The organism is Duganella caerulea (genome assembly GCF_040362985.1).
Classification (GTDB): domain Bacteria; phylum Pseudomonadota; class Gammaproteobacteria; order Burkholderiales; family Burkholderiaceae_D; genus Rugamonas; species Rugamonas vulcania.
Genome location: NZ_BPWJ01000001.1, coordinates 609,192 through 624,954, shown reverse-complemented (window position 1 = coordinate 624,954; position 15,763 = coordinate 609,192). Strand labels below are relative to the sequence as shown.

The following is a 15,763-nucleotide window of genomic DNA, read 5'->3' as shown; positions in this document are numbered from 1 at the left end:
AGTCATGTTTTTCGCTACCAATCCACCGCTCGCCACGCTGCCTGTTCAAATCGCGCAGGAATTCCAGCAACTACGCGATGCGTCGCCGTCGGATGAGGTGCGGCTGTTTGCGCTGGTCGATGGTGCTTTCGATGAAGAGTTTTTCCGGATGCGTTCGCCGCGCTTGTTTCCGAGGCGGTCCTTGTATGAGGGTACCGCCTTGCAGGGACTGGGCACGGCGGTGCCGTATCTGCTGACTGCGCCCGAGGATGGGGAGGCGCGTCTGGCGTGGCTGAACCGGCTGTTTGCCGACTGCGGCGCCAAGCCGATGCTCAGCATCCTGGCCAGCGTGCTGGACACCGATGAGCTGGTGCGGCATATACGTCCGTATCTGATCGCCATGACACCCGATACGGTGGAGTGGCCGGTGCGCTGGGGCGACACGCGCGTGTTGCCGGCGCTGCTTGAAGCGCTGACCGAGCCGGAATGCGGCCAGTTGCTCGCGCCGATGGCGCGTTGGTGGTGGCCTGGTCGCGATGGAGCCTTGCTCAGCTGGCAGGGCGAGGCCACAGCACCAGCGCCGGCAGGCTTCGACAAGATGCCGCTCAGCGATGAAGTCTTCGCGAAGTTGGTGGATAAGTCGGAGGCTGACGGGGTGCTGGCCAATCTGTATGATAGCCAGCCGGATTTGTTCAGGATGGATAGTCCGGCCCAGTGTCATGCACGTGTGGAGCGGCACCTGCGGGTTGCCAGCGCCAACGGGCTTCATGCAGCTCCAGTGCGCCAGCACTTCAGCGCGCTGGCGTTGATACTGTCCGACGATTTTACGCAGCACGCAGCTATGACCGATCTGCTGAGGCGGGTCCGGCAGGGAGCGGATTACAACGACGAAATCTCCGCGCTGCCTGATGAATTCTGGCGAATGACGGAACGGTGAGGCTGTTGGGCTTAAAAAATGAAACGATTTATACACTTATTCGCGCTGGCCTTGGCGTTAACTATCTCCGGATGCGCACTGCATCAGTCGCGCGCGCGAGCGAGCGAGAGGGTCCCCGCTCAGATCGGTATTGTTAACCATACGGGGAGTTACATTGACTCCGCCTCGGTTGACGGTGCTGGCGGTGGGAATATGGCGCGTTGGGGAGTAGGAGGCCCCGACATTTGCTGCACCTCCATTCCAGAGGTGTGGCATCCAGGGATAAAGGTATTAGTACGTTGGGATATGCCTTTAGGGCACCAGCACATCGTGAAGGAAAAAATTGTAGAAGTCGAAAAATACGAAAGGCCGGGTGATGTCTACTTGTTTTTTCATCCGAATGACGAAGTGCATGTTGTCGTCAGCCGGAATGGGCCTGGCGCTTCTGATTTCCCAATTCAGCATGTTGGTCATCCTAGCGAATCCAACTGATACAACAATCAATTAAAGAAGGCACCAAAAATGAAGCGATTTACATACCTATTCGCTATTGCTATAGCGGCGGCTATTTCCGGGTGTGCGCTGCGCCAATCACAGGCGCAATCGAGCGATCGGGCTAATGCTCAAGTCGGTATCGTTAATCACACTGGTAACTATATTTATTCGGCCTCGGTGGATGGCGCTGGCGGCGGGAATATGGCTAGTTGGGGGGAAGGTTTCGCCAACATATGTTGCACTTCTATTCCACGTGTGTGGTATCCCGGCATGAAGGTATTGGTACGTTGGAATATGCCGATCGGCGTTAAAGACGTCATTAAAGAAAAGGTGGTAGAAGTCGAAAAGTACGATAGGCCTGGTGACATCTATATGGTCTTTTTCCCGAATGACGAAGTGCGTGTTGTCGTCAGCCGGAATGGCTCCCGCGCCGCTGACTTTCCGATTCCCCGTGTTGCTAAACCCGTCGATTTCTCTTCTAACTAATCCAGCCATGACCGCAGCCACTCCATCCAAAGCGCCATACCCTGTGGATGCCTTTCTGAAGCCTTCGTCTAAAGAACAGTCGAAGATCTCCACGGCATATTGCTCTAAGGATACTAATGTTCCGTGCTGTATCCCGGCACGTGTCGGCTTGTTCTTTGACGGCACAAATAACAATCTGTATCGGGACAGAAATGGAACTCGCACTGGGGTGCTTCTTAATCCCAAGACAAAAGAGCAGGCTTCGGTTTTAAGTAGACAGCTAAAACCTGAGGAATTTAGCCACAGCAACGTGGCCAGACTATTTGAGGCATTTCCTGGCGAAAAAGGGGAAAGCGGCTACTTCCCACACTATATTGCGGGCGTGGGGACACCCTTCCCAGATATTGGCGAATTAACTGAAACTGATGAGGGCAAAGCTTTTGCCAAGGGCGGGGAAGCGCGAATTATATGGGCTTTATTCCAAGTACTTAATTCACTTTATCGAATAGTCGATGAGGATAACGTTCTGTTTTCGGCAGATGAAGCAGGGCGATTAGCTCAAGCCTATGAGAATGAAGTAGGCCGGACCGAATGGGACGCAGAGAATAAGCAGCATACTCGCAAAACGCACCGCGATTGGTTTGAGCCTCATCTTAAAAATTTGAGCGCAGCGCTGGCGAGTAAGCCTAAACCAACTATTCCTTCGCTCACGATATCGGTTTTCGGCTTCTCGCGCGGCGCGGCCGAGGCGACTGCTTTTTGCCACTATCTCTCTGAATTGCTGAGCGATGGCAAGCTGATCGGTATCCCCACCAGTATTGATTTTCTCGGTGTGTTCGACGTCGTAGCCACAGTCGGCATGTCGGACTCGGCCGGGCGTACGACGCCAATACCGCGCGTCTTTTTCGATGGCCATTGGGCCTGGGCCAAGAAGTTGCTCTTGCCCTTGCCCGACTGTGTGAAGGGAGGCAGGCATTATATCGCCGCGCACGAACAACGCATGAATTTTCCGGTCACGCAACTACAGACTACAAGCAGCAAATTCACTGAGGTCTATTTCCCCGGCATGCACTCCGATGTCGGTGGCGGTTACGCGCCGGGAGAGTACGGCAAAGGACGCGGCGCCCAATCGGCCATGCTGTCGCAGATTCCGTTAGCGCATATGTTCAGCGCCGCTCGTCAGGCCGGTGTGCCGTTGCGACCATTCAGCGAACTCCCCGAGCGTGATCAACAAGACTTCCTGGTAAGCGCTGAACTCGCCTCCGCCTGGAACGCTTACACCGATGAGCTTGGAGACAACGGCCATCTCATCAAGGAACACATGAAGCTGTATTACCGTTGGCGCGCGGCGCGCTTGACCACGCTGGAAAGCACAGCCAGCTTCAAGGCCTCAAGCCCACAAGCGCAAGAAGACTTGCGAAGCAGTAACAGGATGCTCATCGGCGATCTGGAGGCCGTGCGGTGGCGGCTAGAGCACAAAAACATCGTAAGGACCGACGCTGACACACCGCCTTACACGCCCAGGGATTTGTCCCGGATAAACCAGTGGCACTACTACCGGGCTCTGCAATATACGCCGTTAGACTCATGGGAAGAGTGGGCCCTGGAGATTTTCAATAAACCCGAGCCACTGCCGTCGGAGGTGATGCGCTTCTTCGACGATTACGTGCATGACTCGCTGGCGGGCTTCTATCTTGCCGGCGCGGTAACCGAGTTCGACAAACGCAAGCTAATGGCGGATGTCAAGAAAAAGTGGTGGCGCAATAAATTCGAGGACAAAGTCTTCGCCCTCGGCCAGAAGATCGAGGCGGCGAAAGCCAAGGAGGAAAAGCACGAACCCTTGACCGACGAAGAGAAAGACTTGCTCGAGCAATCCAAGTACGACACGCCATTCCCCATCATGACGGACGCCGACGCCGCCAACATGCGCAGCCCTGTGATCACCACGCAGACAGCCACCCGGCGCGAAGGCGGCGGCTATCTCCTGCGGCGCAGCTATTATCCGCTGGAAGGCTTCATCATACGGAAGAGTATCCACGAGAAGGAACTGGATACGGAGCCAACCAGCTCCACCACACCGAAAAAGGTCGCCGAGCAGACCGCCGAGGTGGAATATGTCTGGGTCGAGAATCTGCCGCTCGCACTTGCCATGGGGGATCAGTTGCTTCCTGAGTTTGTCGAGTCGGACAGGATGGTGGCGTGACGAAGCCGGGCGCTTGACTTACGGCTTATCAGCTTGCGCAGGAATTCCAGCAACTGTGCGATGCGATGCGTCGCTGTCGGATGCGGTGCGGCTATTTTCGCTGGTCGATGTTGCTTTAGCTGAAGAATTCTTTGGCGATTTCACCGCGCCTATTTCCAAGTCAGTCCTTGTATGACGATACCGCTTTGCAGAGCCCGGGCACGGCGGAGCCTTGCTCAGCTGGCAGGGCGAGGCCACGTCAGCGGTGCCGGCGGGTCGACAAGATGCCATTTAGCGACCAAGTCTTCGCGAAGTTTGTGGAGAATGACGGAGCGGCGAGGCGGGCGGACTAAAAACAAATGAAACGATTTATACACTTATTCGCGATGGCCTCGTCGTTAGCTATCTCGGGATGCGCACTGCATCAGTCGAGCGCGCAGCCGAGCGATAGAGCTACTGCTCAGGTCGGTATCGTTAACCATACCGGCAATTATATTTATTCGGCATCGGTTGACGGTGCCGGCGGCGGGAATATGGAAAGTTGGGGAGAAGGCTTCGCCAATATCTGCTGCACTTCCATCCCGCGCGTATGGTATCCCGGCATGAAGGTTTTGGTGCGTTGGGATATGCCGGTTGGTATTCAACATTTCATCAAAGAAAAAGTGGTGGAAGTTGAGAAGTACGAAGCGCCAGGCAGCATCTACATGCACTTTTTCCCGAACGACGAGGTCCGTGTGGTGGTAAGCCGAGTTGCGCCAGGTAATCCCGCGTATCCCATTCGCCATCTTGGCAATCCTGAAGCGCCCCCGGCCTCAAACTGATCACGGGCGAAGAAATCACGAAAATGAAACGATTTATACACTTATTCGCTATATTCGTAGCCTTAGCTATTTCGGGGTGCTCGCTTCGTCAAACGAGGGCGCAACCGAGCGATAGGGCCACTACTCAGATAGGCATTGTTAACCATACAGGCTATTACATTGATTCGGCCACGGTAGATGGCGCCGGCGGCGGGAATATGGATAGTTGGGGAATTGGCATCGCCAATATCTGTTGCATTTCTATTCCACGTGTATGGTATTCAGGTATGAAGGTTTTGGTTCGATGGGATATGCCCGAGGGGCATAAGCACATAGTGAAAGAAAAAATAGTCGAAGTGGAAAAATACGAAGAAACAGGCAGCATCTACATGCATTTTTTTCCGAACGACGAAGTCCGCGTTGTGGTTAGCCCGGTTATACCAGGTAGTCCCGAATATCCAATTCGTCATTTGGGTAAGCCGGACGAAGTCCCTTCCTCAAATTGAGATGGCTATAGGCCGAGTGATGAACACCCGAAGATGAAACGATTTATACAATTATTTACCTTAACGCTAGCAGTAGCTATCTCAGGGTGCGCGTTGCACCAATCGCGGGCGCAGCAGAGCGACAGGGCTCCAGCTCAGGTCGGTATTGTGAACCACACCGGTGATTATATTTATTCCGCCTCGGTTGACGGTGCCGGTGGGGGAAATATGGATAGTTGGGGAGTGGGGGGCGCCGAGATCTGCTGCATTTCCATCCCGCGAGTGTGGTATCCCGGCATGAAGGTGTTGGTGCGTTGGGACATGCCTGTCGGGCACCAGCATATTGTGAAGAAGAAAATTGTGGAAGTCGAGAAATACGAAACGACCGGCAGTGTTTTCATGCACTTTTTCCCAAACGACGAGGTCCGTGTCGTGGTTAGTCCATTTGAACCGAGCAGTCCTGAACACCCAATTCGCCATCTGGGCAACCCTAGTGTACCCCCTGCTTCAAACTGACCACAGGCTGAGTGAAGAAATCACAAACATGAAACGATTTATACACTTATTCGCGATGGCCTCGGCGTTAGCTATCTCGGGATGCGCACTTCATCAATCGCGAGCGCAACCGAGCGACAGTGCTTCAGCTCAGGTCGGCATTGTTAACCACACGGGCAATTACATCTACTCTGCCTCTGTTGATGGTGCCGGCGGGGGCAATATGGCAAGTTGGGGGGCGGGCATCGCCAATATCTGCTGCACTTCAATCCCACGTGTGTGGCATCCAGGGATGAAGGTATTAGTACGTTGGGATATGCCAGTGGGCCATCAGCATATCGTGAAGGAGAAAGTTGTAGAAGTCGAAAAATACGAATGGCCGGGTGATATCTACTTGGTTTTTCTTCCGAATGACGAAGTGCATGTTGTCGTCAGCCGGGATGGGCCTGGCGCTTCTGATTTCCCGAATCAGCATGTTGGTCATCCTAGCGAACCCAACTGATACAACAACCAATTAAAGAATGCATCAAAAATGAAGCGATTTACATACCTATTCGTTATTACTATAGCAGCGGGTATTTCCGGGTGTGCGCTGCCCCAGTCGCAGGCGCAATCGAGTGATAGGGCTACTGCTCAGGTTGGTATCGTTAATCACACTGGTAACTATATTTATTCGGCGTCGGTGGATGCAGCCGGCGGCGGGAATATGGATGGTTGGGGAGAAGGAATCGCCAATATCTGTTGCACGTCCATTCCTCGTGTGTGGTATCCCGGTATGAAAGCGACGGTTCGATGGGATATGCCTGATGGCCATAAACATATCGTGAAGGAAAAAGTGGTGGAAATCGAGAAATACGAAAGACTGGGTGACATCTATTTGGTATTTTTCCCGAATGATGAAGTGCGTGTTGTCATCAGCCGCAACGGCCCCCGCTCCCCTGACTTTCCCATTCCACGCGTTGTTAAGCCTGTCGGTTCTTTAAAACAGCCATGATTTCAGCCGCTTCCACGTCGCCGGCCCAGCACGGCTTGGCCGAGCTGTTCGGCGATTCCAGCTGCTGGGTGCGCGTCGCCCGGCGTTCGGCCGTCGGCGGCATGGGCAACCAGTTTCTGCCGCGCGTGGGGCAGGAGGTGCGGCTGCAGTTCATCGAGAACGATCTCGACAGTCCTGTCATCGTTGGCAACGACTAGGGTGAAGGTGGCGTTGCGCCCACGCCGGCCCGACGCGCGGTAGAGGTCGCCAATTTTACCGGGCCTGAAGATGTCAAATATATTGATTATCTGCGATCAGAACTGGAGAGAATTCGCCAGCAATCAGAGCGCCGAATTAGCGAATTAAGGGGACATTGATGACGGATGCTACCTTTTGTCAAACCTCGACAGATATGAAGTCTAGAATTGATTGGGTTTGGCGGCGCACCAGGAAATTATTTGTGGTCGGACTCCTGGGAATTCCCGCAATGGGAATGTGCGCGAAAAGGGAGGTGCTGCCGGTCGGAATCCACGGAGTGAACATTTCTGAAGGTCGCTATACGGCCTGTAAAATAAGGTTCTAAATTATTGGATAATGATGAATGTTTTTTCTTCAGCATTGATAATTGTCGCCGCTTTGCTTTCTGGATGTGAGAGTAGTAATGTTGGCATTGAATTGTGTGGGCTAAATTATACAAATAAGCACATCGCGGACTTTTCAGTAAACGGTTACAGCGGCGCCAGCATTTATGCAAACGGTGGCGGCGGTAGTTTTGTATGCTGTGTCCTTTTGCCTCGTCGATGGACTAAGGATCTGGCGGTTACCGTCACCTGGAGTTATGACGAGAAGAACCCCGGGCCACCCAGGGAAAGGGTAGTCCGCGTACCCGAATATTCCGAGGGTGACATAGGTTTTTTTGCGGTGCATTTCTACCCCGATGACACCGTCAAGGTATTGGTTACTACGAAAACGAACCAGTATCCGGGCTACCCCTATCCACGCCCGGGAAATGCCGGCTAGACGTCATTTGATGATACGTCGGGCCATATTGACCGCGGCGACGAAGGTGTCGTGCAAGGCGCAGACCAGGCGATTTCTTGAGTTGGACCGCATCAGCAGCACGTGGCCGCGTTGTACTGTTGCGTTGCTGGACTGGTAGCTGTGGGCGGGGGTGCCGTAGCCAAGATCGATGCATCTAAAGCCGCGGCCGCACAGGTCTTCAATGGCCATGTGCAGTATCGTTGTTCCCACCGACAGATGGTCGAGCGCGTTGTCGTGGAAGATGTTGAACAGGTGTAGCGTATCGCTTGATCGCAAGCCGAGCATCAATGCACAGGGCTGGCCGCCGCAATCGATCTGGTAGCACAGCAGCATGCTATGTAGCGCCAGCTCCCGCATTTCTTCCTGGGTCCATAATTGCGCGCGGTGGCCCGGCGTGGTGAGCGTGGCCAGGGCTTCCAACATCGGTGGCAATTGCTCCGGCTGTTCAATGCGGCGCAAGGCCAAGCGGCCGGCGCCATGCTCGCGCAACTGCCGCTGTTGGCGCTTGAGGTTGTAGCGCCGCTTGGAGTTGAACTGCGCCATGAAGGCTTCAAAGCTGGAGGGCAGGGGGATTTGGTGGCAGGTCCGCCAGTTGTTCAGCAAGTGTGTGCTGTAGCTGCGGGCGTTGCTGATGTTGCGCCAGAGTTCGCTATCTGCGGGCAATGAGCTTAGCGAGATCGCCTGGCATCGCGGGAAATGCGCCAGCAGGAATTCAAATAGCAAATCCAATAGCTCGGGTCGAGCGGGCATCAAGGGCGCGCTGCCGAGCAAGCACACGCTGGGAACACGCAACGAGCCGATGCGCAGGCGGCCGACAGCGAAATCAAAACTATGGCGGCGCAATACCAGCGGCACCACACCCACCACCGTCCCGCTTGCCCGTTCGGTCACCGTGAACAACTGCGGCGGCGCGTGCTCGGTTGCCGTGCTGAGCAGATAGTCGAAAAATTCGGGGCTTTGGTAGACGCGGCCGTGGCTGTCGCTCTCGGCCAGCAGTTCGCGCCAGCGCTGGAGCAGGGCGCTGTCGCCGATGCGGTCGCTGGCGTCTTCGATGAGGTAGGTGGTGTTGGACATGGTCGCACGACGATCCCACATCCTGCGCCGGCCATTGTTGATGCAGGTCGAAGCGGCGCGATCAGCGGCGCCGGCGCCACACCGTATCCATCAGGGGCTTGACGCTGAAGCCGTGTACAAGTATCGACAGCATGACGACGAACACGGCTATCCGCGTGAGCCGGGACGCCAGTTCCGAAGGCAGGCCGGCTTCGATGGCGAACATCAGGTAGTAGATGGAACCGATGCCGCGCACGCCGAACCAGCCCGTCATGGCGCGCATGCGCAGGCTGGTGTTGCTGCCGGCCAGGCCAGCGAATACGCTCAGCGGGCGGGCGATCACGAACAGGAACAAGGCCGTCCACACGACATCCCACTGCATGCTTTTCAGCGAGATCATGCCGCCCAACAGCAGTACCAGCGTCAGTTCGGACAGCCGCTCCAGGTGTTCCTTGAATACCAGCGCTTCGGTGCTGACGGTGAGTGGCGCTTCGTGCGTTTCGCTATTCTTGGCGGATTCGGACTTGGCCGTGTCCGGCTCCATCAGGCCGTGACGGTCCTTGGGGGCGCCGGCCAGCACCAGCTCGGACTGCCGCAGCGCGACGGCGGCGATGAATACGGCCAGGAATCCCGAGGCCTTGAGCAGCGTCGCCAGCGAGTACACCACGGCGATCATGCCCAGGCCCACCAGGTCGTCCATGATTTCATGCTTGGGGTCGCTGCCGCGCAGTCGCCAGCTCAGCCGGGCCACCAACGCGCCGGCCGCCATCCCGACCACGGCCGCGCCAGCGGTCGCCCACAGCACGTCGACCAGCAGCCAGCGCAGGTGATGTGTGTCGGTATCGGTGACCGAGAGCATGCCGAGGCCGAGCATGACGAAGGGATAGGCGCTGCCGTCGTTCATGCCGGCTTCGCAGGTGAGGGTGAAGCGCAGCTGGTCCTTGTCGCCCGCGTGGCGCACCTGGACGTCGGTGGCCAGCACCGGGTCGGTGGGCGCCAGTATGCCGCCGAGCAGCACCGCCGCGCCCGCCGGCAGCTCGAGCACGTAGTAGCCGAACAGCGCCACCAGCCCCACCGTGATCGACATCGACAGCCAGGCCAGCCGCAGCGGGGCGTCCCAGCGCTCCCGCTTGAACGGCACCGGCATCTTGATGCCTGCGGAGAACAGCGATATCAGCAGGGCAATCTCAGTCAGCACTTCCAGCAGGGCCGACTGCAGCTTGGGATCGAAGCCGAAGATGTTGAGCAAGGTCGGCCCCATCAGGATGCCGGCGCCAAGGTAGACGATGGCGGAGGTGAAGGGCGACTTCGAGATCGTGGTGGCCGCCAGCCCGCGCGCCAGCATCAGGCTGCCGACGAGCAGAAACCAAAGAGTGGTGTTCACACGCTCTCCTTCGCAGTGACGAGTCAGATGCTAGGCGAGTTTGGCGTTTCAGTCTGTGGGATAGGGCACGGTGCGCGCGGCAACAGCAGAGCGGCGAGGCGCCGGCGAGGCCGGGCCTCGCCGGGTAAACAGCGGAGTTAGTTCAGCGCGGAACGCGAACGGGCGTAGCCGAAGTAGATGGCCAGGCCGACCACCAGCCAGATCACGAAGGCGACCCAGGTGAACCAGCTCAGGTAGGTCATCAGCATGACGCAGAAGATCACGGCCAGCGCCGGGATCACCGGCACGCCCGGGCAGCGGAACGCGCGCTTCAGGTCGGGACGCTTTTTGCGCATGATGATCACGGCGATCGACACCAGGCTGAAGGCGGCCAGCGTGCCGATGTTAATCAGCTCGGTCAGCACGTTCAGCGGCACGACGGCGGCGATCAGGCCGAACACGATGCCGACCAGCCAGGTGGCGAAGAACGGCGTGTGGAAGCGCGGATGCACGGTCGATAGGCGCTTCGGCAACAGGCCGTCGCGCGACATGGCGAAGATGATGCGGGTCTGGCCATAGGCCATCACCAGGATCACGGTGGTCATGCCCAAGATAGCGCCCAGGTCGACGAAGCCGGCGAACCAGTTTTCACCGGCGTGTTTCAGCGCCAGCGACACCGGATGGTCGATGCCCAGGTACTGTTGGTAGGGCACGATGCCGGTCATGATGGCCGAGACCACCACGTACAGCACGGTACAAGCCGCCAGCGAGCCGATGATGCCGATCGGCAGGTCGCGCTCGGGACGCTTGACTTCCTCGGCGGCCGAGGTCACCGCGTCGAAACCGATGAAGGCGAAGAACACCAGCGCGGCGGCGCTCAGCATGCCGTTGTAGCCAAACGGCATAAACGGTTTCCAGTTGGCGGGCTCGACGTGGCGGGCGCCGACGACGATGAACAGCAGCACCACGCCGACCTTGATGGCGACCATGATGTTGTTCAGACGGGCCGATTCACGCACGCCCCAGCTCAGCATCGCGGTCAGGACCAGCATGATGCACAGCGCAGGCAGGTTGATCAGCGTGTGCACGCCGGGGATCGCGCCGGGCGCGGCCGTAAGCTCGACCGGCAGGTGGATGCCGAAGCCGGAGATCAGCGATTGGAAGTAGCCGGACCAGCCGACCGACACGGCCGAGGTGGCCAGGCCGTATTCCAGCAGCAAGTCCCAGCCTATCATCCAGGCGGCCAGTTCGCCCAGGGTGGCGTAGGTGTAGGTGTAGATGGAGCCGGCCACCGGCACGGTGGAGGCGAATTCGGCGTAGCAGAGCGCGGCGAAGCCGCAGGCGATGGCGGCGACTACGAAGGACAGCGTCAGCGCTGGGCCGGCCGTGACGGCGCCGGTGCCCGTGAGTACGAAAATACCGGTGCCGACAATGGCGCCGATGCCCATGAGAATGAGGTCGAAGGGACCGAGTACTTTCGCCAGGCCGCCGGGTTTGCGGCTGTTGGCGATCATATCGTCCAGGTTCTTAGTGCGAAATAGGCTCAAAATGGCTCCAGTTTTATTGTGATTATCTCCGTACCCGAGCCTGTGCCTTGTGGGCGCTCGGGCGACGGCAAATAATACAGTAACTTTCCGGCTCTGCCGAGAGAGTTAAGTAGTTAATAACGAAGAGATATACAGCAGCAGCCTATCCTCCAGTTTGCCGAGGTCCAGGCCGGTGATCTCGCCGATGCGCCGCAGCCGGTAATCCAGCGTGTTGCGGTGGATGTGGAGGGCCTCGGCGGTGGCCGCCGGATGACCGTCGTGTTCAAACCACACATTGAGCGTGCGTTGCAGCAGTTCCTTGCTTTTATCCTGCGCCTTCAGCCGGGCGAAGGGCAGGCGCAGCTGCTCCGCCTCCCAGCCCGAGCCCAGACCCGACAGCAGCACCGGCAGGGTTTGCTCGTAATAGCTGAAGCGCGACCGTCGCGGATGACGGGCGCGGCCGATGCGCACCGCCGTCAACGCGCTTTGATAGGAAACCGCCACGCCGGCCATGCCGGACTGGGCGATGCCCATCGTCAGCGTGTGCGGCTGTTGGCATTCCTCGCGCAGGATGGCGGCCAGCGCCTGCAACTGGCGCTGCGGCCAATGGGCATCGTGCGCGGACGGGGCGTCGTGGAAGTCCAGCAGCACCAGCTGATGGGCGCTGGCCGACGCGGTGAGCGCGGACGGCTGGCGGGCCAGCATGCGCAGTTGCAGGCGCTGTAGCTCGCTGAGGGCCTGGTCGGTGCTGGCCGTCTTGTCGTCCAGCTCCAGCAGAAACACCAGATGGCTGCGCTCGAAGTTGACGCCCAGCCGGCGCGCCCACGCTGCCAAGTCAGCCTCCATGGCCGCTTCGTAGCGGATCAGGTTGAGCACGAAGGCTTCGCGGTAGCGTGAGTCGCGCTGCAGCTCGCCGGCCAGGTGGGCTTGTTCCAGGATCATCTCCGCCGTCAAGCGCACCAGTTCGCCGAACTGGCGCACCTGGGCGGGCACGCCGCTCAGGCCCACGGCCCCGCAGACCTGGCCGTTGACCGTCAGCGGCAGGTTGATGCCGGGCTGGGCGCCGTGCATGTTGCGGGCGCTGGCACTGTCGATCTCCACCGTCAGCCGCTTGGCCAGGGCCAGCATGGCGCCGGCGTGCAACTCGCCGATGCGCGTCGGGTTGCCGCTGGCGAGGATGGTGCCGTTGGCGTCCATCACGTTGACGTTGTACGGGATGATCTTCATCGTCCGGCTGACGATGTCCTGGGCCAGCTCGGTGCTCAGTATGTACATGGGCGTTTCTCCTTGCCGTCATTGTGCCAAATAACAAGGAATCCGGGTAAATCCCCGGATGGAACGAGCATTTATTGTGCAACTGCCCAATAACGTGCCTGGATCCAGCTGAATTATGGTGCATTTGGCCGATGTTTTTCCGGGATGGATTCCAGATAATCGTCTGCACAGACCACCTATAAAAACCAAGGAGACCCACATGAACACCACCACCGCCACCCCGTGGCCGGCGGCGTCCGTCCTGGACGGCGCCTACAAGAAGGCCAGCTGGCACCTGATACCGTTCATCTTCATCTGCTATTTCTTCAACTACCTGGACCGCGTCAACGTCGGCTTCGCCAAGCTGGAGATGCTGGACGCCCTCCATTTGAGCAATACTGTTTACGGATTAGGCGCGGGCATCTTCTTCATCGGCTACGTGCTCAGCGGCGTGCCGAGCAACCTGATACTCCACAAGATCGGCGCCCGCCGCTGGATCGCGACCATGATGGTGGCATGGGGCGGCCTGTCAGCCTGCATGCTGTTCGTGCACGATCCGGCCTCTTTCTACGTGCTGCGCTTCTTCACCGGCGTGGCCGAGGCCGGCTTCTTCCCGGGCATGGTGCTGTACTTTACGCACTGGTTCCCGGCGCAGAAGCGCGGACAGGTGATGGCCCTGTTCATGTCGGCGATCCCGATCTCCGGCCTGGTCGGTGGCCCGCTGTCGGGCTGGATGTTGCAGCATTTCTCGGCCGGACAGGCCGGCATGGCCGGCTGGCAGTGGCTGTTCCTGCTGCAAGGCTTGCCGACCGTGATCCTGGGTGTGGCCGTGTATTTTTACCTGAACGACGGCATCGCCCAGGCCAAGTGGCTCAGCGCGGATGAAAAAGCCGCCATGCAAGCGGCGCTGGCGGGCGACGAGCAGCAGCGCCAGGCCAATAGCGACGCCGGCCAGACCTTCTCGTCCGTGGTCCGTAATGGCAATGTGTGGATGCTGGGCGTGATCTATTTCTGCATCCAGATGGGCGTGTATGCGATTAACTTCTGGCTGCCGTCCATCATCAAGTCGCTGGGCTACCAGAGCGCGGTGACGGTCGGCTGGCTGAGCGCGATTCCCTACTTGTGCGCCGCCTTCTTCATGGTGTGGGCCGGCCGCTCGGCGGACCAGCGCCGCGAACGCCGGCTGCACGTGTCGCTGCCAATGCTTATGGGCCTGACAGGCCTGATGCTGGCGGCCAACTTCTCCAGCAATCCCGTGATCGTGATAGTGGGCCTGAGCATGGCGACCATGGGCGCGCTGGCCGCGCTGGCGATGTTCTGGTCGCTGCCGGCCGCCTTCCTTGGCAGCGCGGCGGCGGCTGGCGGCCTGGCGCTGATCAATTCGCTGGGCCAGATCGCCGGCTTCGTCAGCCCCTTCCTGGTCGGCTGGATCAAGGACGCGACCCAGAGCACCGACACGGCGCTGTATATTTTGTCCAGCGTGCTGCTGCTTGGTGCGATACTGGTGCTGCGTGTCCCCGCCAAACTGGTCAACCGTTGATAGAGTAACTCGATGAAAATAGTCATTGCGCCCGATTCGTTCAAGGAGAGCCTGACCGCGATGGCGGTCGCCAACGAGATCGAGGCCGGCTTCCGCGAGTTCTTTCCCGACGCGCAGTACGTCAAATTGCCGGTGGCCGACGGCGGCGAAGGCACGGTGCAGGCCATGATCGACGCCAGCGGCGGCCGCCGCGTGGCGTTGAAGGTGTCCGGTCCGCTGGGCGAGCCGGTGGACGCGTTCTACGGCCTGATGGGCGACGGCGCCACGGCCGTGATCGAAATGGCCGCCGCCAGCGGCCTGGAGCTGGTACCGGCGGCGCAGCGCGATCCGCTGCGCACCAGCAGCCGTGGCACAGGCGAGCTGATCCGCGATGCACTCGACGCCGGCGCCCGCCGCTTCGTGCTGGGCGTGGGCGGCAGCGCCACCAACGACGGCGGCGCCGGCATGGTGCAGGCGCTGGGCGGACGCCTGCTGGACGAGGCCGGCACCGAGCTGCCGCCGGGCGGCGGCGCGCTGGACCGCCTGCGGCATATCGACCTGTCCGGATTGGACGCGCGCATCAAGGACAGCGTGTTCGATATCGCCTGCGATGTCAGCAATCCGCTGGTGGGGCCGCAGGGCGCCTCGCACATCTTCGGCCCGCAAAAGGGGGCGACCCCGGCGATGGTCGAGCAACTGGACGCCAACCTGCGCCATTACGCGGACGTCATCGCCCGCGAACTGGGCCATCAGGTGGCCGACGTGCCGGGCGCCGGCGCGGGCGGCGGCATCGGCGCGGCGATGCTGGTGTTCCTGGGCGGGCGCCTGCGGCCCGGCAGCGAGATCGTGACGGCGGCGGTCGGCCTGGACGCGGCCGTGGCCGACGCCGACCTGGTCATCACCGGCGAAGGCCGCATCGACAGCCAGTCCATCCACGGCAAGACGCCGATCGGCGTGGCCCGCGTGGCCCAGCGGCACGGCAAGCCGGTGATCGCCATCGCCGGCAGCCTGGCGCCGGGGGCGGCCGTCGTGCACCAGCACGGCATACAGGCCGTGTTCGGCGCGGTCAGCCGGCCCTGCACGGTCGAGCAGGCGCTGGCCGAGGCGGCGCAAAATGTGCGCAGTGCCGCCCGCAATATCGCGGCCGTCCTCAGCCTGGGCGCCAAGCTATAGTTGCCTAGGCTCATCTGTGCTAGAGTCGTTCTCGTGTCAGCCAC

General features: G+C 59.4%; 16 protein-coding genes and 1 pseudogene. 13 read left to right on the top strand and 4 right to left on the bottom strand.

The window, feature by feature from the left end; translation table 11 throughout:
• Positions 1-4 precede the first annotated feature (4 nt).
• The 11 genes and pseudogenes from ACUJB0_RS02695 to ACUJB0_RS02645 all read left to right on the top strand — a co-directional run bounded on the left by ACUJB0_RS02695 (position 5) and on the right by ACUJB0_RS02645 (position 7,810).
• Entirely contained in the window at positions 5-916 is a 912-nt protein-coding gene (locus ACUJB0_RS02695) for a DUF4123 domain-containing protein (RefSeq protein WP_444843870.1), read from the top strand.
• Positions 917-934: 18 nt separating this feature from the next.
• Positions 935-1,387 carry a DUF3304 domain-containing protein gene (locus tag ACUJB0_RS02690; protein WP_444843869.1) on the top strand — a complete coding sequence of 151 codons (453 nt, stop codon included), beginning with the start codon at positions 935-937 and terminating at the stop codon, positions 1,385-1,387.
• A 30-nt stretch (positions 1,388-1,417) separates the two neighbouring features.
• Positions 1,418-1,876 (top strand): DUF3304 domain-containing protein, encoded by a 459-nt coding sequence (locus ACUJB0_RS02685; RefSeq protein ID WP_444843868.1) that lies wholly within the window; start codon positions 1,418-1,420, stop codon positions 1,874-1,876.
• Between the two features lie 7 nt (positions 1,877-1,883).
• Positions 1,884-4,058, top strand: a complete 2,175-nt coding sequence (locus ACUJB0_RS02680; RefSeq protein WP_444843867.1) for a T6SS phospholipase effector Tle1-like catalytic domain-containing protein — start codon at positions 1,884-1,886, stop codon at positions 4,056-4,058.
• A gap of 338 nt (positions 4,059-4,396) precedes the next feature.
• On the top strand, positions 4,397-4,858 hold the full coding sequence (locus ACUJB0_RS02675) for a DUF3304 domain-containing protein (RefSeq protein WP_444843866.1): 462 nt from the start codon (positions 4,397-4,399) through the stop codon (positions 4,856-4,858).
• Positions 4,859-4,881: 23 nt separating this feature from the next.
• Entirely contained in the window at positions 4,882-5,343 is a 462-nt protein-coding gene (locus tag ACUJB0_RS02670) for a DUF3304 domain-containing protein (protein ID WP_444843865.1), read from the top strand.
• 33 nt (positions 5,344-5,376) lie between these two features.
• On the top strand, positions 5,377-5,838 hold the full coding sequence (locus ACUJB0_RS02665; RefSeq protein WP_444843864.1) for a DUF3304 domain-containing protein: 462 nt from the start codon (positions 5,377-5,379) through the stop codon (positions 5,836-5,838).
• Positions 5,839-5,866: 28 nt separating this feature from the next.
• Complete coding sequence (locus tag ACUJB0_RS02660; protein WP_444843863.1) at positions 5,867-6,319, top strand: DUF3304 domain-containing protein; 453 nt, start codon at positions 5,867-5,869, stop codon at positions 6,317-6,319.
• Positions 6,320-6,349: 30 nt separating this feature from the next.
• Positions 6,350-6,811 (top strand): DUF3304 domain-containing protein, encoded by a 462-nt coding sequence (locus ACUJB0_RS02655; protein ID WP_444843862.1) that lies wholly within the window; start codon positions 6,350-6,352, stop codon positions 6,809-6,811.
• Positions 6,812-6,861: 50 nt separating this feature from the next.
• Positions 6,862-7,005, top strand: a pseudogene (locus tag ACUJB0_RS02650) (phage baseplate assembly protein V); the annotation flags it as partial.
• 379 nt (positions 7,006-7,384) lie between these two features.
• Positions 7,385-7,810, top strand: coding sequence for a DUF3304 domain-containing protein (locus ACUJB0_RS02645; protein WP_444843861.1), 426 nt, complete (start codon positions 7,385-7,387; stop codon positions 7,808-7,810).
• Between the two features lie 3 nt (positions 7,811-7,813).
• Here ACUJB0_RS02645 and ACUJB0_RS02640 read toward each other — a convergent pair whose 3' ends face one another.
• The 4 genes from ACUJB0_RS02640 to ACUJB0_RS02625 form a co-directional block, all read right to left on the bottom strand.
• Positions 7,814-8,905 carry a GNAT family N-acetyltransferase gene (locus ACUJB0_RS02640; protein WP_444843860.1) on the bottom strand — a complete coding sequence of 364 codons (1,092 nt, stop codon included), beginning with the start codon at positions 8,903-8,905 and terminating at the stop codon, positions 7,814-7,816.
• A 61-nt stretch (positions 8,906-8,966) separates the two neighbouring features.
• Positions 8,967-10,268, bottom strand: a complete 1,302-nt coding sequence (locus ACUJB0_RS02635) for a cation:proton antiporter (RefSeq protein ID WP_444843859.1) — start codon at positions 10,266-10,268, stop codon at positions 8,967-8,969.
• Between the two features lie 137 nt (positions 10,269-10,405).
• Complete coding sequence (gene bcaP / locus ACUJB0_RS02630; RefSeq protein ID WP_444843858.1) at positions 10,406-11,794, bottom strand: branched-chain amino acid transporter BcaP; 1,389 nt, start codon at positions 11,792-11,794, stop codon at positions 10,406-10,408.
• Positions 11,795-11,899: 105 nt separating this feature from the next.
• Entirely contained in the window at positions 11,900-13,048 is a 1,149-nt protein-coding gene (locus ACUJB0_RS02625) for a sugar diacid recognition domain-containing protein (RefSeq protein ID WP_444843857.1), read from the bottom strand.
• A 199-nt stretch (positions 13,049-13,247) separates the two neighbouring features.
• On the opposite strand from ACUJB0_RS02625, the gene ACUJB0_RS02620 reads away from it, so the two are divergent.
• Together ACUJB0_RS02620 and ACUJB0_RS02615 are read left to right on the top strand one after the other, a co-directional pair.
• Positions 13,248-14,567: an MFS transporter gene (locus ACUJB0_RS02620; protein WP_444843856.1), complete on the top strand. Its 1,320-nt coding sequence runs from the start codon at positions 13,248-13,250 to the stop codon at positions 14,565-14,567.
• Positions 14,568-14,579: 12 nt separating this feature from the next.
• The gene (locus tag ACUJB0_RS02615; RefSeq protein WP_444843855.1) at positions 14,580-15,719 is read left to right on the top strand and encodes a glycerate kinase; all 1,140 of its coding nucleotides are present in this window, start codon (positions 14,580-14,582) and stop codon (positions 15,717-15,719) included.
• The last annotated feature ends 44 nt before the right edge of the window (positions 15,720-15,763 follow it).